At 34.7% G+C, this 20930-nt stretch carries 23 protein-coding genes, 1 other RNA gene and 2 other annotated features; of the genes, 21 read left to right on the top strand and 3 right to left on the bottom strand.

The genetic code is table 11. The annotated features are described in order from the left end of the window. The first annotated feature begins 81 nt into the window (after window positions 1–81). The 16 genes from J7E16_RS03680 (at window position 82) to J7E16_RS03605 (ending at window position 11857) form a co-directional block, all read left to right on the top strand. Window positions 82–282: a cold-shock protein gene (locus J7E16_RS03680; RefSeq protein WP_034548280.1), complete on the top strand. Its 201-nt coding sequence runs from the start codon at window positions 82–84 to the stop codon at window positions 280–282. Window positions 283–486: 204 nt separating this feature from the next. Next, window positions 487–687 (top strand): cold-shock protein, encoded by a 201-nt coding sequence (locus tag J7E16_RS03675; protein WP_034548280.1) that lies wholly within the window; start codon window positions 487–489, stop codon window positions 685–687. 215 nt (window positions 688–902) lie between these two features. Next, the gene (locus J7E16_RS03670) at window positions 903–1103 is read left to right on the top strand and encodes a cold-shock protein (RefSeq protein WP_013710476.1); all 201 of its coding nucleotides are present in this window, start codon (window positions 903–905) and stop codon (window positions 1101–1103) included. A 348-nt stretch (window positions 1104–1451) separates the two neighbouring features. Further along, the gene (locus tag J7E16_RS03665; protein ID WP_214888764.1) at window positions 1452–2465 is read left to right on the top strand and encodes a rod shape-determining protein; all 1014 of its coding nucleotides are present in this window, start codon (window positions 1452–1454) and stop codon (window positions 2463–2465) included. Between the two features lie 144 nt (window positions 2466–2609). After that, complete coding sequence (gene mreC / locus J7E16_RS03660) at window positions 2610–3461, top strand: rod shape-determining protein MreC (RefSeq protein ID WP_214888762.1); 852 nt, start codon at window positions 2610–2612, stop codon at window positions 3459–3461. Then, window positions 3462–3980 (top strand): rod shape-determining protein MreD, encoded by a 519-nt coding sequence (gene mreD / locus J7E16_RS03655; RefSeq protein WP_214888759.1) that lies wholly within the window; start codon window positions 3462–3464, stop codon window positions 3978–3980. It begins immediately after the preceding gene. Between the two features lie 12 nt (window positions 3981–3992). Then, the gene (locus tag J7E16_RS03650) at window positions 3993–4727 is read left to right on the top strand and encodes a septum site-determining protein MinC (RefSeq protein WP_214888756.1); all 735 of its coding nucleotides are present in this window, start codon (window positions 3993–3995) and stop codon (window positions 4725–4727) included. Beyond that, window positions 4718–5512, top strand: coding sequence for a septum site-determining protein MinD (gene minD, locus J7E16_RS03645; protein ID WP_214888753.1), 795 nt, complete (start codon window positions 4718–4720; stop codon window positions 5510–5512). The genes J7E16_RS03650 and minD overlap by 10 nt, the downstream gene beginning before the upstream one ends. Window positions 5513–5536: 24 nt before the next feature. Further along, window positions 5537–5790 (top strand) — a binding site (T-box leader). Between the two features lie 95 nt (window positions 5791–5885). Beyond that, window positions 5886–6683: an amino acid ABC transporter substrate-binding protein gene (locus J7E16_RS03640; protein ID WP_214888750.1), complete on the top strand. Its 798-nt coding sequence runs from the start codon at window positions 5886–5888 to the stop codon at window positions 6681–6683. 207 nt (window positions 6684–6890) lie between these two features. Beyond that, window positions 6891–7526 (top strand): amino acid ABC transporter permease, encoded by a 636-nt coding sequence (locus J7E16_RS03635; RefSeq protein ID WP_214888747.1) that lies wholly within the window; start codon window positions 6891–6893, stop codon window positions 7524–7526. A 13-nt stretch (window positions 7527–7539) separates the two neighbouring features. Next, window positions 7540–8217, top strand: coding sequence for an amino acid ABC transporter ATP-binding protein (locus tag J7E16_RS03630; protein ID WP_034548294.1), 678 nt, complete (start codon window positions 7540–7542; stop codon window positions 8215–8217). A 109-nt stretch (window positions 8218–8326) separates the two neighbouring features. Then, window positions 8327–8398 (top strand) — a sequence feature (ribosomal protein L21 leader region). A 15-nt stretch (window positions 8399–8413) separates the two neighbouring features. Continuing rightward, the gene (rplU, locus tag J7E16_RS03625) at window positions 8414–8722 is read left to right on the top strand and encodes a 50S ribosomal protein L21 (protein WP_013710487.1); all 309 of its coding nucleotides are present in this window, start codon (window positions 8414–8416) and stop codon (window positions 8720–8722) included. Between the two features lie 17 nt (window positions 8723–8739). Then, the gene (locus tag J7E16_RS03620; RefSeq protein ID WP_034548299.1) at window positions 8740–9075 is read left to right on the top strand and encodes a ribosomal-processing cysteine protease Prp; all 336 of its coding nucleotides are present in this window, start codon (window positions 8740–8742) and stop codon (window positions 9073–9075) included. Between the two features lie 28 nt (window positions 9076–9103). Continuing rightward, window positions 9104–9388: a 50S ribosomal protein L27 gene (rpmA, locus tag J7E16_RS03615; RefSeq protein WP_034548302.1), complete on the top strand. Its 285-nt coding sequence runs from the start codon at window positions 9104–9106 to the stop codon at window positions 9386–9388. A 245-nt stretch (window positions 9389–9633) separates the two neighbouring features. Beyond that, window positions 9634–10641: a class I SAM-dependent methyltransferase gene (locus J7E16_RS03610; RefSeq protein ID WP_214888744.1), complete on the top strand. Its 1008-nt coding sequence runs from the start codon at window positions 9634–9636 to the stop codon at window positions 10639–10641. Between the two features lie 25 nt (window positions 10642–10666). Then, window positions 10667–11857: an acetate/propionate family kinase gene (locus J7E16_RS03605; protein WP_214888741.1), complete on the top strand. Its 1191-nt coding sequence runs from the start codon at window positions 10667–10669 to the stop codon at window positions 11855–11857. Between the two features lie 63 nt (window positions 11858–11920). Here the strand turns inward: J7E16_RS03605 and J7E16_RS03600 are convergent, their stop codons facing one another. The 3 genes from J7E16_RS03600 to J7E16_RS03590 all read right to left on the bottom strand — a co-directional run bounded on the left by J7E16_RS03600 (window position 11921) and on the right by J7E16_RS03590 (window position 14777). Further along, the gene (locus J7E16_RS03600; protein ID WP_214888738.1) at window positions 11921–12379 is read right to left on the bottom strand and encodes a universal stress protein; all 459 of its coding nucleotides are present in this window, start codon (window positions 12377–12379) and stop codon (window positions 11921–11923) included. Window positions 12380–13212: 833 nt separating this feature from the next. Continuing rightward, a non-coding RNA gene (gene ssrS, locus J7E16_RS03595) (6S RNA) lies at window positions 13213–13400 on the bottom strand. Between the two features lie 90 nt (window positions 13401–13490). Continuing rightward, window positions 13491–14777 (bottom strand): replication-associated recombination protein A, encoded by a 1287-nt coding sequence (locus tag J7E16_RS03590; protein WP_214888735.1) that lies wholly within the window; start codon window positions 14775–14777, stop codon window positions 13491–13493. Window positions 14778–15006: 229 nt separating this feature from the next. On the opposite strand from J7E16_RS03590, the gene J7E16_RS03585 reads away from it, so the two are divergent. From J7E16_RS03585 to J7E16_RS03565, 5 genes are all read left to right on the top strand, one after another. After that, window positions 15007–16131 (top strand): hypothetical protein, encoded by a 1125-nt coding sequence (locus J7E16_RS03585; RefSeq protein ID WP_214888732.1) that lies wholly within the window; start codon window positions 15007–15009, stop codon window positions 16129–16131. Between the two features lie 84 nt (window positions 16132–16215). Beyond that, window positions 16216–16743, top strand: a complete 528-nt coding sequence (locus tag J7E16_RS03580) for a pyrophosphohydrolase domain-containing protein (protein WP_214888729.1) — start codon at window positions 16216–16218, stop codon at window positions 16741–16743. Further along, window positions 16744–19035 (top strand): bifunctional glutamate--cysteine ligase GshA/glutathione synthetase GshB, encoded by a 2292-nt coding sequence (gene gshAB / locus J7E16_RS03575; protein WP_214888726.1) that lies wholly within the window; start codon window positions 16744–16746, stop codon window positions 19033–19035. Window positions 19036–19123: 88 nt separating this feature from the next. Next, a complete protein-coding gene (locus tag J7E16_RS03570) occupies window positions 19124–20272 on the top strand; it encodes a cysteine desulfurase family protein (protein ID WP_214888723.1) in 1149 nt (382 codons plus the stop codon). 144 nt (window positions 20273–20416) lie between these two features. Next, window positions 20417–20758 carry a DUF1831 domain-containing protein gene (locus J7E16_RS03565; RefSeq protein WP_214888720.1) on the top strand — a complete coding sequence of 114 codons (342 nt, stop codon included), beginning with the start codon at window positions 20417–20419 and terminating at the stop codon, window positions 20756–20758. Window positions 20759–20930: the final 172 nt, after the last annotated feature.

Genomic DNA, 20930 nt, shown 5'->3' with positions numbered 1-20930 from the left:
AGAATTGTTTCAGAACATTCCAATTCGCACCGCAAGCAAGAATATCATTATGTGCTATAAGGCACGAGGAGGAATTTTATTATGGAACAAGGTACAGTAAAATGGTTTAACGCAGAAAAAGGTTTTGGTTTTATCGAACGTGAAGGAGCAGAAGATGTATTCGTACATTTCTCAGCTATCCAAAGCGAAGGATTCAAATCTTTAGAAGAAGGACAAGCAGTAACTTTCGACGTTGAAGAAGGAAACCGTGGACCTCAAGCAGCAAACGTAAACAAAGCTTAATTAAAAATTAAAATTGTTTGAGAAGTTAGTCTTATGGCTAACTTCTTTTTTTGTGTTGAAATTAGCTTGTACTATCCTTGATAACATGATATACTTAAGTAGAATTTTTGTTAGGTAGAACAAAGAAATGTTTCAAAGCATTCCAATTCGCACCGCAAGCAAGAATATCACTATGTGCTATAAGGCACGAGGAGGAATTTTATTATGGAACAAGGTACAGTAAAATGGTTTAACGCAGAAAAAGGTTTTGGTTTTATCGAACGTGAAGGAGCAGAAGATGTATTCGTACATTTCTCAGCTATCCAAAGCGAAGGATTCAAATCTTTAGAAGAAGGACAAGCAGTAACTTTCGACGTTGAAGAAGGAAACCGTGGACCTCAAGCAGCAAACGTAAACAAAGCTTAATTAAAAATTAAAATTGTTTGAGAAGTTAGCCTTAACGGCTAACTTCTTTTTTTATTAAAAAACAATAGTTTCTCTTGAAATATCAAAAAATGGATGCTACAATTACTGTAATGTTTTTGTTAAGGATCACGTAGAATTGTTTTAAAACAGTCTGAATCGTACCGTTAGCAAGAATATCAATATATGTGCTATAAGGCACGAGGAGGAATTTTATTATGGAACAAGGTACAGTAAAATGGTTTAACGCAGAAAAAGGTTTTGGCTTTATCGAACGTGAAGGAGCAGATGATGTATTCGTACATTTCTCAGCTATCCAAAGTGAAGGATTTAAATCTTTAGAAGAAGGACAAGCAGTAACTTTCGACGTTGAAGAAGGAAACCGTGGACCTCAAGCAGCAAACGTAAACAAAGCTTAAGTTTATAGAAATTTAAAAACAAAAAAACCTGGTGATTTTTCACCGGGTTTTTTTGTTTTTAAATAAAATATAGATTTAAAAACAACTGTCTTATTTTTAAAAGACCATTTCATTTTGATTACTTATATATAGAATTACTTAAATTTGTGTTAAAATATAAAAAATACGGATGTCATAACCAGAAAAATACAGTATGATGGTTTCGGTTAGAGCATTCTATTCTTTTTTTTGCTATACTGTTTGAGTGTCTACCGTTTAGTATTAAAAGGTTAAAGATACGAGAACTATGAATTTGAAAAATAAAACTTTAAATGTAAAGATCAGGTAGATTTGAGAGGATGAAATCATTTGTTTAGATTTGGTAATAAAGATATTGGAATCGATTTAGGTACTGCAAACACAAATGTGTTTGTTGCAGGAAAAGGAATTGTTTTAAGAGAACCTTCAGTAGTCGCAAAAGATACTGTAACAGGAGAAATAGTTGCAGTTGGAGAAGATGCAAGAAATATGATTGGGAGAACACCTGGTTCAATTGTTGCCATTCGTCCTATGAAAAATGGTGTTATTGCAGATTACGATACCACGGCAGCAATGATGAAATACTACATTGAAAAAGCAATAGGGAAATCAACGTCTAAACCCTTCGTCATGATCTGTGTGCCAAGTGGTGTAACAGAAGTTGAAAAAAGAGCAGTTGTAGATGCTACAAGAATGGCAGGAGCAAAAGATGCATTCATCATTGAAGAACCTTTTGCAGCAGCAATCGGAGCAGGATTACCTGTCATGGATCCTACGGGGAGTATGGTAGTAGATATTGGTGGAGGAACAACGGACGTAGCCACTATTGCACTAGGTGGTATCGTTAGTAGTCGTTCTATTCGTTTAGCAGGAGATCGCATGGATGATGTGATCATTCACTATGTACGTAAAAAATTCAACTTGCTTATAGGTGAGCGCACAGCTGAACAAATTAAAATTCAAATTGGATGTGCCTCTGTTGAAAAAGCATCAGAATATGGGGTCATGGATATACGTGGTCGTGATTTACTAACAGGATTGCCACAAACGATTGAAATTTCAGCTGTTGATATCGCTGAGGCCATTCAAGAGGTAGTAGAAGGTATCGTTGTTGCTGTCAGGGAAACACTTGAAGAAACTTCGCCTGAGATTTCAGCAGACGTCATCGATCACGGAATTGTATTGACCGGTGGTGGAGCGTTACTAAAAAATATAGGAGACGTCATCGCTGAAGAAACAGATGTTCCAGTTTTTGTAGCAAATGAACCATTGGATTGTGTGGCACTTGGTACAGGTGAGTCACTAAAACACATCAATATGTACAAAAAAAGAGCAAATAGGTAAGCAAGCCTAAATAAGGTTATAAAGGTGCGGGAAGTTTATTTTCTTCTCGCATATTTTCATGTAAAAAAGAAATAAGTTAGGCAAGTTATTTAGGTTAACTTATGTTAAAATATAGGAAGCCTGTAAAATTAATGAGGTGATATTTTGAATCAGTTTTTTTCAAATAAAAAACTAATCATTTTATTAGTAAGTATGATTGTTTCTTTAGGTCTGATAGCTTTTTCAATTACAGGAAGCGGAAATATTCCTATCATTCAACAGCTTACTAATGATATTACAGCAGTTGTATCTCGTGTGGTAGCAAAACCGACGAATGCAGTTGTTGATTTTTTAGAATCAGTAGATGGTCTGAAAAATACGTACGAAGAAAATCAATTATTAAAATCAAAAATCGATAAATTGTACGAAACAGAAATGGAAATTGCAGATTTAAAACAAAACAACGAAAAACTCAAAGAGCAATTAAGTTTGATCGATACATTATCTGATTACGAATCTATTAATGGAGCAGTATTAAGTCGTAACCCTGACAGTTGGGTCGATAAAATTGTAGTCGACAAAGGAAGTCAAAATGGTATCGAATTAGACATGTCTGTGATGTCGGGCAATGGACTGATAGGGCGTGTTGTTGAAGTCAATCCTACTAGTTCTAAAATTCAATTAGTAACAACGTTAGATCAAAATAATAATCGAGTTGCTGCTTCTGTTGATACAGATGATGGAGTCATACACGGTATCGTTAATGGGTATGATGCTGAAACAAATCGGTTGATCTTGAAACAAGTTACCACTGAAGCGGAATTAAAAGAAGGTGACAAAGTTATGACTTCTGGTTTAGGAGGCATAGCTCCTAGCGCACTACTGATTGGAACAATTGATGAAGTTAAATTAGATTCTTTTGGACTGTCTCAGGAAGCCTACATCGTCCCAGCAGCAGATACAAATGATATTCGTTACGTGACATTTATTAAACGAACCGCTGAAAGTGGTGAGTAAATGATAGAGAATTGGAAAACTTCTACTTTGATTCCATTAGTTATTACCTTTTTCTTTTTGTTGGATGGTATATTGACTGTTATTTTTTCAGAGCAATTTCTTGAAGGTACGAAGGTAATGACTCCAAGACTAATCGTCTTAGTTCTTATTTTGATGTCTTTTTATATACCAAGGAGTAGGATGCTCGTATACAGTATTATTTTTGGATTGATTTATGATAGTTATTATGTAGGGATTCTTGGTGTATATGTCCTTTTATTTCCTTTAGTTGTTTACTTAACGGAAAAAATGAAAAAAGTTCTCAATCCGAATCCTATTGTTATTGGTATGATGATCATTGTTAATTTAAGCCTAATAGAAACTTACCTTTACCTATTTTATCAAGTGTTAGGTTACACAACAATTAATTGGGCAACATTTTTGGCAGACCGATTGGGGCCAACGTTGCTATTAAATTTAGTCTTATTTATTGCAGTATTTTATCCTCTGAAAAAAACTATTGAACGTATTCAAGAATAGTAGACAGTAATAATGGCAAACATTTTGGCTGAGGGAGTTGTTAAAGTGAAACAAAGTGTGACGTTAAAAGGAACTAAGGGCAGCTTTGTATTAAGCTTAGATGAAGCAGCTTCTTTTGTATCCATCATGAAAGAATTAAATGAATTACTGGAACATCTGAATAGTGAACAAAAAAGGTCTAAAGAAGTTCAAAAAGAAATTCTTTTAGAGATAAAAACAGGAAACCGACTACTGTCTCAAGAACAGCAAGAATTAATAATTGAAGAAATAAATTCCAATAGTACCTTTTCAATAAAAACAATCACTTCTAGCGTAGTGACAGTTACAAAAGCTATCGAGTGGCAAAAAACGGTTAGTCTACAAATGGAAGTTCAAACAATCAGAAGCGGACAAGTTTTGACAGCACCAGGCAATCTTCTTTTTATAGGGAAGGTCCATCCAGGCGGAGTGCTTCGAGCTAAGGGAAGTATTTTTATTATTGGAGAACTGATGGGAACCGCTCATGCTGGATTTGAAGGCAACATAAATTCTGTGATCGTTGCCGACTTTCATACAAATGCTCAAATCAGAATTGCAGATAGTGTGCAAATTGTAGAGAAAAAGAATGAACATCCAGACAATGTTAGAAAAAATGAATTTGCCTTTATAAATGATTTACATATTCTGGATTTTCATTCATTAGAGCAATTAAAAAAGATACGTCCAAATCTAGATAAAGTGATAGGGGGATTAAGCGAATGGGTATAGCAATCGTTATTACATCCGGAAAAGGTGGGGTAGGTAAGACAACTTCCACTGCAAATATAGGTACAGCTCTGGCTCTTCAAGGAAAGAGAGTTTGTCTGATCGATATGGATATTGGGCTAAGAAATTTAGATGTTATTCTTGGTCTAGAAAATCGTATTATTTATGATATTGTTGATGTAGTAGAGGGCCGTACAAAATTGCATCAAGCTATTATAAAAGATAAACGCTTCAATGATAACCTTTATTTACTTCCTGCAGCTCAAAATGCAGATAAAAATGATATAAATGGACAACAAATGATTGAAATTGTATCTGAATTAAAAAAAGAATATGATTATATTTTAATTGATTGTCCGGCAGGCATTGAACAAGGTTTCCAAAATTCGATTGCAGCGGCAGATCAAGCAATCCTTGTAACAACGCCCGAAATATCTGCTATACGTGATGCAGACCGCATTATTGGCCTTTTAGAGCAGACTGAACTTGAACCGCCACGTCTAATTATCAACCGTATCCGTAAACGAATGATGCAAGATGGAGAAGTAATGGACATTGATGAAATAACCAGGCATTTATCCATTGAGTTATTAGGAATCGTTTTTGATGATGATGATGTTGTTCGTTCTTCTAATAAAGGAGACCCTATTGTTTTAAATCCAAAGAATCCAGCTTCTCAAGGATACCGCAATATCGCTCGTCGTGTTTTAGGGGAAACAGTACCTTTAATGACAATAACAAAAGAAAAACCAACCTTTTGGCAAAAAATATTTGGCAAGCGTAATTAATTATGCTATAGTATTAAAAAATGATTAAAAGCATTGAAGAGAAAAAGTAAGTTTAGAAACTTTCTAGAGAGATTGCGGCGGTGGGAGCAATTAAGGAACTATACTGAAAACACATCTCTGAGCTGACAATTGAACGTAGCGTTACTACAAGTAAATTGATTCGGGAGTACCCGTTATAGTACTAGTGTTTAGCAGTTGTGAACGCGATGAGGTAGTTTTCTGTGAAGAGGCTACGAATAAAGGTGGAACCACGATAATTGACATCAATCGTCCTTTGATTTTCTTAATAAAAGAAAATCAAAGGATTTTTTTGTTTTTCAGGACTGCAGCCTGGAAAAAATAAACAATATGAATAAAAGGGAGAGAATATAAAATGAAAAATACACTAGCAAAGGTAGCTTTTGGTTTAGGAATGGCAACAGTATTAGTAGGATGTGGAGCAGAAGAAACAACAAAGGATTCATTTGATCAAATCAAAGAAGAAGGTACTTTAGTCGTAGGCTTGGACGATACATTTGCTCCGATGGGCTTTCGTGATAGCAACGGGGATATTGTAGGATTCGATGTGGATCTGGCAAATGAAGTAGCTGAAAAGCTAGATGTAGAGGTTGAATTTCAACCTATTGATTGGGCTTTAAAGGAAACAGAATTAAAAAGTGGAAATATTGATGTAATATGGAATGGCTATACGATTACTGAAGAAAGAAAAAAACAAGTTGATTTTAGTTCACCTTATTTAGAAAACAGTCAAATTATTATTGTGTTAGAGGATAGTGAAATTCAAACTAAAGAAGATTTAAGTGGAAAAGTAGTTTCTGCTCAACAATCTTCAAGTGCTGTAGAAGCTATTAATGCTGATGAGTCAAATATAGTAGAAGAATTTGCAGATCAAGACGTGGTTCTATATCCTTCTAATAATGACGTTTTCAATGATTTAGCTTCTGGAAGAAGCGAAGCTATTGTTGTTGATGAAACACTTGGACGTTACTATATGAAGCAAAACAAAGAAATTAGTTACCGTGTTCTAGAGGATAATTTTGGAGAAGAAGAATACGCAGTTGGCATGCGTAAAGAAGATGATAAATTAACAGAAGCTATTGATAATGCATTGGATGAAATGAGAGCAGATGGTACATTTGATGAAATATATGCGAAATGGTTTGCTGAGTAAAAAGGTGAAATAAAATACTGTATTCTTATACTAGATGCAAGTTTTGTAAATGAAGATACTGCAGTAGGTGTAAGAAAAACAGATACTAGATTTTCAGAAAAATTGAATACTGTATTACCTGAAACGAAAAAAGAAGTAACTTTGGAACAAATTAAAAGTAAATGGATCACAGAATAAATTTAAACTAAGAAAAGGGTGAATAAAGAAATGGATTTAATAGCAGAGATAACGCCTAACTTGTTAGAGGGGTTAAAGACAACCTTATTACTATTTTTAATTATCGTTATCGTAACTATCCCGTTAGGGTTTTTGGTTGCTTGTGTAAGAGTTTATGCTCCAAAATGGATATCATGGATCATACAAGTTTATATTTACATCATGAGAGGAACACCACTGCTGTTACAATTGATGGTCGTATTTTTTGGATTGCCACTTGTGGGCATAACATTTGACCGTTTTTCAGCTGCTGTTTTCACGTTTATAATAAATTATGCAGCTTATTATGCAGAAATATTTCGTGGCGGTATCTTGTCTATTCCAAAAGGTCAATTTGAGGCCCTTAAAGTATTGGGTATTGGAAAATTAAATGGATTTAGAAAAATTATTATCCCACAAGTTATGCGAGTGGTGTTGCCATCAGTAGGAAATGAAGTTATCGCATTAGTAAAAGATACATCACTTATTTATATCTTAGGGATCGGTGAATTATTGCGAGCGGGTCAAATTGCAGCCAATACTTATGCCTCACTAATTCCCTACGCAGCAGTTGGAGCCATTTATTTAATGGTCACTGGATTAGTAACTTTACTATTAAATGCTATAGAGAAGAAGTCAAACTATTAAGGAGGCGGTTGAAATGGGATTGAAAGCAACGAACTTGACAAAACAGTTCAATGGAATTGACGTTATAAGAAATTTTGATTTTACGATCGAGGCTGGAGAAATTGTTACACTCGTTGGTAAATCAGGAACTGGAAAGACTACCTTAATGCGATCATTGAATCAACTTGAAAAAGTAGATAATGGAACGATTGCAATTGATGATAATTATTTATGCCGTGAAACATCCGAGGGTAAAACAGAATATGTTTCCAGAAAAGAGCGAACAAGCTATAATAACCAAATAGGTATGGTATTTCAAGATTATCAACTGTTCCCTAATTTAACAGTTATAAAAAATTGCATTGAAGCACCGTTAGATCAAAAATTAATGACAAAAGAACAAGCAATTGAAAAAGCCGAATTGCTTTTGACACAAATGAAAATTTTAGATAAAAAAGATGAATACCCTAGTACTTTATCAGGAGGACAACAGCAGCGTGTGGCAATAGCTAGAGCGATGATGCTTAACCCTAAGATTCTTTGCTTTGATGAACCAACTTCTGCTTTAGACCGAGAATCATCTAATGAAGTAGGAAAAATGATTCAATCAATCGCTTTGTCAGGTACAGGTATCTTAATTGTCACACATGATATAGAATTTGCTAATGCATTTGGAACAAGAGTAGTATCCTCAGATGAATTTTTGCAATAAAAAGAAATTTAAAATACTGCTGTTTTAATCTTTTAAAGATTCGGCATAAAGTATGTATTGACGAAGGTAATACAATTTGGTATGATGTTAATGTTGTAAATGTGTAGCACCACAGCTACAACCGCACTGGAATGAGTTTAAGTCCATAACGGCACTCATGACGGCGAGTCTAAGTCTAATAAGGAGGTGCGAAAGAATGTACGCAATTATCAAAACAGGTGGAAAACAAATTAAAGTTGAGGTTGGCCAAGAAATCTACATTGAAAAATTGAATGTTGAAGCTGGTGAAACTGTAGTCTTTGAAGAAGTTGTCTTAATTGGTGGAGAAGAAACAAAAGTTGGAGCTCCAACTATTGTAGGAGCTACTGTTGAAGGTACTGTTGAAAAACATGGTCTTCAAAAGAAAGTTACGACTTTTATCTACAAACCTAAAAAACATAGTCATCGTAAACAAGGTCACCGTCAACCATATACAAAAGTTATTATCAACGCAATCAACGCATAAGAAAGTGGTGTTCCAATATGATTCAAGCATTCTTTAACCGTAATAACAAAGAAGACATCGTTTCCTTTGAAGTTACAGGACATGCAGAGTCTGGACCCTACGGCAGCGATATCGTATGTGCAGCTGTTTCAGCATTAGTTATTGGAACAACAAATAGCATTTCTGCTTTATCAGGCGTTTCTCCATTAGTAGAAACAAATGAAGAAGTGGAAGGCGGCTATTTATATGTTGAACTTTTAAGCGAATTAACTGAAGAACAGTCGAAAATTTCACAAATTCTTCTCGAGAGCCTGCTTCTTTCCTTAACGGGAATAGTTGAAGAGTATCCAGAATATGTCAAACTTGCACAGTAAAAAAATTATAATAGGAGGTGCAACTCATATGTTAAAAATGAATTTACAATTCTTCGCCCATAAAAAAGGTGGCGGTTCTACAACTAACGGACGCGACTCAAATTCTAAACGTTTAGGTGCTAAACGTGCAGATGGACAAACTGTTTCAGGTGGTTCAATTTTATTCCGTCAACGCGGAACTAAAATTTATCCAGGTGTTAACGTTGGAATTGGTGGAGATGATACTTTGTTTGCAAAATGTGACGGAGTTGTTCGTTTCGAACGCAAAGGCCGCGACAAAAAACAAGTTTCAGTTTATCCAGTAGCCCAATAATTTAAAATAAAAAGCTCTTCTACTCTTAGAAGAGCTTTTTTGATTATAGAGATAAAAATAGCAGTAGGAATAACCAAGATTAGCGAAGCTTAGTTTCTTTTAAGAATATACTAACTTCATGCTTGAAACCGCATAACTTATTCGTTAGAATGAAAGGGTAGCGCTTTTTTAACAGAGGCTAATTTTATTTCATATAGGGCTAATACTAAGGTAATGTAAAAGAAAAAGGAAAGAGGTTGACCTTATTGTCTCAAAAAGAAATTGAACAATTATTTAATCAATTAGATACTTCAGCCCAACTTTTGCAAAAGGAATTAGATGTTTCTTATTTAGAGGCTCTTTCAGAAACTGGTGAAAATATTCTAGGCAATAAGATTCCTCATCAGATCGATGATGTTCCTTCGGATGAAGTAGTTGGAAAACTAACTCAAATTTACAAAGAAGTTGCGTTAGATAGTATGGAAGCTGAAGATATTCGAAAGGCAATTCAATTATCTCTTTTGAAAGCTTCAAAGACGGATGTATTGCAGCCGAATCATCAAATGACTCCAGATGCCATTGGTTTTATTTTAAACTATTTAATTGAAAAATTGATCAGTGGTAAATTGGAAAAGGTTCGTTTACTTGATCCTGCTGTAGGAATGGGAAATCTATTATCAACTGTTTATAACGGCTTAGTTTCAAAAAAAATAGCAGTAGAAGCAGAAGGCGTCGATAATGATGATTTGCTTCTAACACTTGCATCAGTCAGTACTGCTATGCAAAGGCAAAATGTGACATTGACACACCAAGATGCAATACAAGATCTCTTAATGGATCCTGTTGACGTTGTTGTGAGCGACTTGCCGGTCGGCTACTATCCATTAGATGAAAAAGCTGAAAAATTTAAAACAGCGGCAAAAAATGGTCATTCTTATGCTCATCATTTATTCATTGAGCAAAGCTTACATTATTTGAAAGATGGCGGATTTGGAATCTTTTTGGTTCCTGCTCAATTATTTGAGACAGATGAGACACCAGGACTGATGAAGATGATCCAAGAAGAAGCCTTTTTACAAGGGATGTTGAACTTGCCAAATGAATTATTTAAGACTAAGAACTCACGCAAATCAATTCTCGTGATTCAAAAAAAGGGGAATAATGCCAAACAAGCCAAACAAGTATTGTTAGCACAAATTCCGGATTTTAAAAATCAAAAGGCTATGCTTCAATTTATGCAAGAAGTGGATAGTTGGAAAAAAGAAAATATATAAAAATTTGAATTAGGAGATGGAAAATATGTCAAAAACAATTGCAATCAATGCAGGTAGTTCAAGTTTGAAATTCACCTTATATGAAATGCCAGCTGAGGAAGAAATCGCTTCAGGAATAATTGAAAGAATTGGTTTAAACAACTCGATTTTCACGACAAAATATGCCGGTGAAAAATACAAAGTTATTGAAGACATAAAAAACCATGAAATAGCTATTCAAATGGTATTAGATAAATTAATCGAACTAAAAGTTATTGCAAACTACGAAGAAATTACAGGTGTTGGACACCGTGTAGTAGCTGGTGGGGAATTGTTTAAAGATTCAGCATTGATTACTGATGAGGTATTAGCACAAATTGAAAGTTTAGCCGAATTTGCTCCATTACACAATCCAGCAAATGCTACAGGAATCAAAGCATTCAAAAAATTATTGCCAAATATTACTAGTGTAGCTGTTTTTGATACTTCATTCCACACAACAATGCCTAAAGAAAACTACTTATACAGTCTCCCGATGGAGTACTATACCGACTTTTCAGCGCGTAAATATGGAGCACACGGTACATCACATAAATATGTTTCAGAACGTGCAGCTGAAATGTTAGGCAAACCGCTTGAAGAGACTAAAATTATTACATGTCATTTGGGCAATGGCGGATCCATTACTGCTGTTAAAGGTGGAAAATCGATTGACACATCTATGGGATTCACTCCTTTAGCTGGTATCACAATGGGTACTCGTACTGGGGACATTGACGCATCACTATTACCTTTCTTAATGAACAAATTAAATATCACCGACATCAATGATATGATCTACATTTTAAATAATAAATCTGGTTTACTAGGTCTTTCTCATATTTCAAGCGATATGCGTGATGTTGAAGAAGCTGCTGAAAAAGGAAATGAAGATGCTCAAACAGCGTTAGATATTTTCTATAATCGTGTTCAAAAATATATTGGACAATATTTTGCTATCTTAAATGGTGCAGACGCAATTGTCTTTACTGCCGGAATTGGTGAAAATTCCCCAGAAACACGCCAAATTATTATTGATGGTATGAACTGGTTTGGTGCTGAGATCGATGCAGAAGCAAATAATGTTCGTGGAAAAGAACGCATCATTTCTACTCCAGAATCAAAAGTTAAAGTATTATTGATTCCTACAGATGAAGAAATTATGATTGCTCGTGATGTTGAAAGATTACGTGCCTAATTAATAAATAAAAGCAAAAAAAACAACCGTTATTTGGTTGTTTTTTTGCTATTTTAATAACTATTAATTTTTCTTGTTTTCCAAATCTGTCCGTACGATTAAAACGTCACAATTAGCATGCCGAATAACGTATTCTGAAACGGAACCTATGAAAATACGTTCTACAGCATTTAAACCAGTTGCTCCCAACATGATTAAATCAATTTTTTGATCTTCAGGAACTTGTTTTGCGATCAACACTTTTGGAGATCCGTATTCAATAGAATAAGTAACATCTTGAACACGATGGTTTTTTGCGTAACGTACATACTCTTCTAAGGTGTTTCTAGCTTGTTCACTAGCTTTATCAGCCATATCACCATCGAAAGTAGAAATGCTTTGAAATGCTCGAGTATCAATAACATGTGCAAGAACTAAAGCAGCAGAATTACGAACTGCAACTTGTACAGCCTTTTTGAAAGCTGTTTCAGCCTCAGCTGAACCATCGACAGCGACTAAGATCCGATTATATTGTTGTAACATAGACATCCACTCCATTCCTCATGATAAGATAAATGAATAACTTTTTTGCTAACTTCATTGTACTCTAAATGTAACCAGTTTCAAAGAGATATGAAATAAGAGGTGGATTAAATTTTTAAGGATAGGCTATCAATGATATTACATACGTTTATTTAAATTGAAAATAAAAAAAAGCATGGTAAGCATTACAAAGAGTAAAACGCTAAAAGCCAACCAATTTGGATGAAAGAAGACTAGTACGAGAGAACCAAGCCCACCAATGAAGAAAAGAGCGCCGTATAGTTTGAAAAAAGTTACTTTTTTTGATGGAATTTCTTTACTAGTATTTGGTAAAAGTACGACAGCTTTACCAGTATAGAAAAAGTAGGCTGCATAGATCAATAAGAGTGAAAAAATAAAAAATAACACAGATAACAGCATAATGAAACCTTCTTTCAATAAAATTAAGTTTATGTTAAGCATACCATATATTAATTTAAAGTTAAGTAAAATTCAAAAGAGACTTGAAAAAAAGGGCTGTATAATTTTTGGTGCTGATAGACTTGATTTAATGGCATTACTTACCCAAAATTTATTGAGGAATAGGGTTGCTTGTAGCCTAAAATGAAGCACTGTAGGCAAATAACGCCCGAGTGTATCCTGTTTTTGTAAGCTGCTAAAGCAGCAACAACCATGACAACTTTTAGTTTTAGGCTTTAGGCGTTCCTTGGCTCTCCACAAGCAAACCCGTCCATTCCAGAAGAAATTTTTTTGAAGCATCCACACCAGTTGTTGTAGAACAAAAAAAAGCCATTCAATTAAGAATGACTTTAAAAGTTTTAAACTTTTTTAATGAGAAATCCGATGATGCCGTTGATATGCTCAGTTAGTCTTGAACCCGCAAGTAGCAGGTGGGCTCCGCTGTCAATCTTCTAACTACCAAGTGAAAAGGCTTGTTATCCGATTGAATCAGTTTGGATCCCAAGGTAATATTAATTGTTCGGTCAACACATGTTGAGCAAAACGAGCATCTCAGAAATCTTATACTTATAGTAGCATAAGCAAATGTTATTGTCAATTATTCGCCTACTGTTTATTTGTTGGAAGTTGATTAAAACAACAAAGAAAGCGGTTAATTAGATTTGCTTCCCTTTTTCTTAGAATTAATAGACTCATATTGTTTTGCTAAGGTATCCTCATATTTTCCAGTGTGATTTGGAATATAATAGGATGCTTTTTTCAGTTTGTCAGGTAAATATTGCTGATTTACCCATGCACCTGGATAACTATGCGGGTAAAGATAATCCACACCGCGTCCAAGTTTTTTTGCTCCGCTATAATGAGAGTCTCTTAAATGATCTGGTACATCTCCACTTTTGCCAGCTCGTACATCTTGTAAAGCTGCATCGATCGCTACATAAGACGAATTTGATTTTGGAGAAAGGCATAAATCAACGACTACATTCGCTAAAGGGATCCTGGCCTCTGGAAAGCCTAATTTTTCAGCTGCTTGAATGGCGGTTACCGTTCTGGAAGCCGCCGAAGGATTAGCTAGCCCTATATCTTCGTAAGCAATGACCATTAAACGTCTAGAAATGATGGGTAGATCGCCAGCTTCAATCAGCCTTGCCAGATAATGCATAGCCGCATTAACATCGCTTCCGCGAATTGATTTTTGTAAAGCTGATATGACATCATAATGTGCATCACCATCTTTATCATGCGTCAAAGCTTTTTTTTGGATACATTCTTCTGCAATATCTAAGGTGATGTTTATCGTACCTTGCTCATTTGGAGTTGTTGATTTGATTGCCAGTTCTAAGCTGTTCAAAGAACTTCTTAAATCTCCGTTTGTGGCTCTTGAGAAGTGCAGCAAAGCTTCATCTGTTATAGCTACATTTTCTTTTCCAAAGCCTTTTTCTGAGTCATTTACTGCACTCCATAAAGCATGTTGGATATCTTCATTAGAAAGAGGCTTAAGTTCGAAAATTTGTGTTCTGCTACGGATGGCAGGATTGATCGTTATATATGGATTTTCTGTGGTTGCCCCAATCAAAATGATTCGTCCATTTTCTAAGTGCGGTAATAAGAAATCTTGTTTAGGTTTATCTAAACGATGGACTTCATCTAAAAGCAAAATAACAGTACCGCTCATTTTAGCTTCTTCCACGACAATTTGCAGGTCTTTTTTTGTATCGCTCGCAGCATTTAGAGTTCTAAAAGCAAATTTTGTTGTACCAGCAATAGCACTGGCAATACTTGTTTTACCAATTCCAGGGGGACCGTATAAAATCATCGATGAGAGCATTTTTGCTTCTACCATGCGTCGAATAATTTTTCCTTTTCCAACTAAGTGTTGCTGTCCTACAATATTATCGATATGAGTAGGCCTCATACGATAAGCTAAAGGTTGATTCATAAAGTATCCTCCCACTAACATTCTTACTGCTAGTATACCACTGTGATTAATGGGATTCTACAAGAAAGAACACTTGTTTGATTGGGGGTCAAGTTACTTTTAGAAAGTTAGTAGAATGTTTGGTTTGGCTTTTCTCTGATTATTTGCGATAATGTTTAAGAGCTCATTTATTTTGATTAGAATTAGTTGATCGTAATTATGGTAAAGGTAGAAAGAAAGGAACTTTTTAATGAATAAAAAAAAAGAAACGGATCGTCTTACTGGCCCATCAAAAGCTAAGAATAGAGACCAGCTTAACCTTTTTTTAAAAACAGGCAGAGTCATTTTGAAAAAGGTAACAGAAAATAAAAAAAGAGAAATAAAAACTCCACATACAAAGCACCAGATAAATGAGAAAGTGGCAATAGGATATTACTTAAAAGAACATAAAATGCTGCAACAAGCTAAGCAAGAAGCAGAAATTATTTTAATGGATGCTTTTCGGCAATCAGAAGAAATGTATCAAGAAGTTCAAAAAGATATAAAAAAAGCCAAACAGGAAGTGGAATTAAAAAAAAGACACTCCGTTGAACAATATAATAAAGAAATAATTGAAGCAAAAAAGATTACTCAAAAAGCTGAACAAGAGGCGAGTAATATGATTGCCTCAACTAATTTAAAAGCAACGCAAGCAGAAGAAGAACTTTTACTAAAAAAAGCCGTTTATCAGCAGGAAATAGATAGAGAATTAGAAAAACTAGTAAAAGAAAAAGAGTGGTTTGAACTGTATCAACAACAAGTACAAGAAACGATCGAAAGAAAAGAAAAAGCCCTTTTTCTTGAAAATCAAAAAAAAATAGAATACGAACAAGTAGAGAATGAAAAATTACAAAATAAAATAAATTATTTAAAAATAGTGAATACTAAACGGAAAATAAATTCTTACCGAATTGGGTTAGCCATTTTTGGATGTGCAGTTATTTTAAGTACGTTAGTATCTTTGTTTAGACAGTCGATACCCGTAGTTTCTTTTATTAATCTATGTTTAGTATTTGTGATTGCCTGCTTAGCTTTTGCATTGGTTTACATCAACTTAACAGATGGAAAAAACGAACAAAAAATCAAACGAATCTGTTTTCAGAACGCATCATTAATTGATAAAAATAAAGAATTCGTTGAAATAATAGATAATCTTGAAAAAGATGCAAAAAAATTGATCAAAGAAAAGATCGAACTGGAAAGAACAAAACGTCATTCACAAGATAATATTGAGTTTTTGAAAATTATGCAGGCTGATTTGAAAAATTCTGAAATGTATCGTAGAGTATTGGAATCAGAGAACGCAGCTTTAAGAAAACATCTAATCAACGTCTAATTTACTAATTTAATATAAGAAAAAATTAACTAAAAGAGTTATACTAAACTATAGAAGAAAAAATTTCAGGAGGAAAGCTGAATCATGAGTAAATTATCACCATTTGAACAAGTTCAAGAGTTTCATGAAGTGTTTGGTAAGACGATAAAAAGAAAACCTCAAGCTTTAACTTCTGAAGAAGCTGTTACTCGGGCAAATTTTACAACGGAAGAGCTAATAGAATTTCTTTATGCCAGTGTAAAAGGTGATATCCCAAAATTCGAATCTTTAGTTTTAGAGTGGCAGAAAGCTGCTGAAGAAGCTATCGATAAAATAAAAGAGCAGCAAAAAGAAGTACACAGTCCGTTAATCGGTCAAGTAGATGCGTTGACTGATGCAAATTATTTCAATTATGGTTCTTTCGTTCTCTTGGGTATTGATCCTGATCCAATCTTCTCTATTGTGCATCAAGCAAATATGGGGAAAGTTTTTCCAGATGGTAAACCACGTTATCGAAAAACGGATGGAAAAGTAATGAAACCAGTTAGCTGGGAAAAGGAGTTTGCTCCTGAATCAAAAATTCGAACAGAAATTGAGCGACAAATAAATCAAGCAGATGAGGGAATAGTATAAATGAAGACAGTTAAACAAATGATCCAAGAAACAGATTTAAACGAAGCTTTTTATCAAGCCGTTTTTGGAATTGAAAAAGAAGGATTAAGGGTTAAGTCGAATGGACAGCTTGCGCTGACGGATCACCCACATGAATTTGGGAATAGAAATTTCCATCCATATATTCAAACAGATTTTAGTGAATCGCAATTGGAATTGATTAGTCCTCCATTAGCTTCCATTAAGGAAAGTTACAATTGGATGGCAGCACTACATGACGTCGTGCTTCAAACAATGCCTCTGGATGAATCGATTTGGCCGGTAAGTATGCCGATGGTTCTTCCTGATGAGTCTGTCATCCCTATTGCCAAGTTAGATAACAAAGAAGCAGTCAAGTATAGAGAAATCCTAACGCATAAATACGGCAAGAAAAAGCAAATGCTCAGTGGGGTACATTACAATTTTGAATTAGATGACCAGCTGATCGCACGATTATACGAATGCCAAACAGACTATTCAGATAAAAGCTCATTCAAATCTATGCTTTATCTGAAGTTAGCAAAAAATTTCCTGCGTTATAGATGGCTTTTAACTTATTTATTAGGTGCTTCTCCTAAAGTGGATGATTCTTTTTTTACAGATCAAGAAATACCAAAAGATTATGTTCGGAGTATCCGAAGCAGTCATTATGGATATGTCAACCAGCCAGAAGTAGCTGTTTCATTCAATTCAATTGAAGACTATGTTCACAGCTTACAAACTATGGTAGAAAAAGGCTTTTTATCAGAAGAAAAGGAATTTTATTCAGCCGTTCGTCTTCGTGGAACGAATAATGCAGAAAAGTTATTGACTGAAGGTGTTTCTTACCTTGAACTACGCGGTTTTGACTTAAATCCTTTCGATCCGTTTGGTATGTCAAAACAAACGATAGAATTCATTCATCTTTTTTGCTTGTATATGATTTGGATGGATGAAACAGCTACTGTGGATGAAATTGAAATTGGAGAAGAAATGAGTCTAACAACGGCCATAGAAAACCCAGAACAAATTTCTAATTTCCAAGAAGAAGGTTTACAGCTATTAAAACAAATGGAAGAAATGCTCCAAGCAACAAATGGATCTAAAGAAGCATACAGCTGTATTCAAGAAGCTAAAAAACAAATCATTGATCCTAAACTAACGGTTGCTGCTCGTATAATAAGCGGCATCGAAGAAAAAGGGTCATATATTGAATTTAGTCTAGCATTAGCTAAACAGTATAAAAAAGAAGCCGTTGAGAAGCCGTATAATTTAAGAGGATTTGAAAAGTTAGAAATGTCTACGCAACTATTAATAATGGATGCTTTTCAAAAGGGCATTCAAGTGGAAGTGTTAGATGAACAAGATCAATTTCTAAAATTAACGGTTGGCAAGCATATTGAATTCGTTAAAAATGGGAATATGACCTCTAAGGATACCTATATTGCACCACTTATCATGGAAAATAAAACAGTCACAAAGAAAATACTTGGTTCAGCAGGTTTTCATGTTCCAGCAGGGGAAGAGTATACGACCTTGGCAGAAGGAAAAGCAGCGTTTTGGCGTTACGAACAAAAACAAATCGTAGTCAAGCCTAAGTCAACCAATTATGGCATCGGCATCTCCATTTTTAAACAGTTGCCAAGTAGGGAAGATTATGAACAGGCTATTGAGATAGCTTTCAAAGAAGATACTGCTGTGTTGGTTGAAGAATATATACCTGGGACAGAATACCGGTTCTTTGTTTTAGATGGAAAAGTTCCAGCGATATTACTGAGAACGCCAGCTAATGTTGTTGGAGATGGTAAAAAGACCATAAAAGAATTGGTTGATAAAAAGAATGAAGATCCTTTGCGTGGTGAAGTAAAACACCATTCTCCGCTTGAAAGGATAGAATTAGGCGAAATCGAACAATTGATGCTAAAAGGACAAGGATATACAGTCGAAAGTATCCCTGAGACTGATACTGTCATTTATTTAAGAGAAAATTCAAATATTAGTACTGGTGGAGATTCCATAGATGTTACAGATGATATAGATGAAAGCTATAAGCAAGCAGCAATAGATATGTCTGAAATCATTGGTGCAAAAGTTAGTGGAATAGATTTGATCATTCCAGATCCAGCTATTTCAAGTACTAAAGAACATTTAGGGTATACAGTATTAGAAGCTAACTTTAATCCTGCAATGCATATGCATGCGTTTGTCTATAAAGGTAAAGGACGCCGCTTGACGATGGGGATTTTGAAAATGTTATTCCCAGAATTATGGGAAAAAGGTAAACTTAATAGATAAAAATAGCTTGCTTGAAAATAAATAGTTCGTTGAATTTAGAAAAAATAGGAATTATTAATTTAGACCAATTAGGGAGGGCTATATTAAAATGGAAAAAATGTATTTTGATCATGCCGCAACTAGTCCTGTTCACCCAGAAGTTATTGAAGTCGTTTATGAAGCAATGAAAAATCATTATGGGAATGCATCAAGTATCCATAATTTTGGGAGAGACAGTCGCCGTATTGTTGATAATGCACGAGCAGTTTTTGCTAAAAGTATTGGAGCTAAACCGGGCGAAATTATTATTACAAGTGGTGGTACAGAATCTGATAACACTGCGATTATTGAAACAGCCTTAAAAAGACAACAAGATGGAAAACACATTATTACATCAGTTGTTGAACACCATGCTGTTTTGAAACCGATGGAATATCTAGAAAAACTGGGATTTGAAGTAACGTATTTGCCAGTAAATAAAAAAGGCCAAGTCGATCCTATGATGGTTGAAGAAGCATTAAGACCTGATACCATTTTAGTTTCTATCATGTATGCAAATAACGAAGTCGGTACCGTAATGGATATAGCTGGAATTGGCGCTGTCATTGGAAATAGTGAGTCTACAGCATACTTTCATACGGATGCTGTTCAAGCTTATGGGACAGAAGAAATCGATGTTAAAAGAGATCATATTGATTTATTGTCTATTTCAGGACATAAAATCAACGGACCTAAAGGAATTGGATTTCTTTATGTCAATGAAGAAATCTCTCTGCCAAGCTTTATACTAGGTGGAGACCAAGAAAAAAAACGTCGAGCAGGAACAGAAAATATTCCTGCCATTGCTGGTTTACAAAAAGCAGTAGAAATCTTACAACTTCAAAGAGAAGAACGTCAAACAAGATACAATGAGTTAAGGATGCAACTCATTGAACGATTGACTCAAGCGGATATAGCATTCGAGATAAACGAAAATTCCGGAAAGCAATTAGCCCATGTGGTTAGTTTGTGGTTCAAAAACGTATCTGCTGAACAATTGTTGATGAGCTTGGACCTAAATGGCATAGCCGTATCATCTGGTTCTGCATGTACGGCTGGAAGTGTTGAACCAAGTCATGTTTTACTAGCTATGTATGGAGAAAAGAGTCCAATTGTTTCTGAAACAATTCGAATCAGTTTTGGCCTTGGAACGACTTCAGAACAGGTCGGTAATTTAGCAGCACATTTAATAAAAATCAGTTCAAGACTGAAAAAATAAACCAAAATAAAATAGATAAACTAGTAGAGAGTCTGTGAAGTTTGCAGGCTCTCTACTAGTTTTTGTAGAAAAAAGCATAAAAGCTATGGTATAGTAGAAATGAAAAGGGTTACGATTAAGTTAAAAGAAAAGTGAGGGAACGACATGGCATTTGAAAAAAAAGCAACTTTACTTGGTTCCAATGAACAGTTTCAAGTAAATCCTAACGTAAAAAAATATACATTAAGAGATAATGGTTTTGAAGAAACAAAAAAAGGGAATTTTCAATTATCCCGTACGATGGATACCAATATGATAAATAATCAAGGTGTGAAATTGAAAATAGTAGTTTCAAATGAGTTAACTCAATTGAAACTATCAGTAACAACAGGTAACGGTTTGCGAACAGTAAATATCTATAGTGGAGATGCTTATAAAGAAATTCGTGAAAAAGCAGCGTTTACACTAGAAAATCTGGTGGAACGCGGCGTATTAGAAAAGGCATGATAAAATAAAAAAATTTGTTAGTCGAATAGAAAGGAGAGATGACTTACTATTGAGCATGTCTCCTTTTTGGTTTGAACAGCTTGATTTCTGACTAAAAGTTAGTATAATGATAGGGACTGGAAAAATACGACCTTCAAATCGTAAAGATTTTTCAGAATCTGTTTGAAATGAT

The sequence above is a fragment of the Carnobacterium sp. ISL-102 genome, assembly GCF_018612935.1.
In the GTDB taxonomy this organism is placed as follows: Bacteria; Bacillota; Bacilli; order Lactobacillales; family Carnobacteriaceae; genus Carnobacterium_B; species Carnobacterium_B alterfunditum.
The sequence above is the reverse complement of the archived record's forward strand: the minus strand, read 5'-3'. Positions and strand labels throughout refer to the sequence as shown.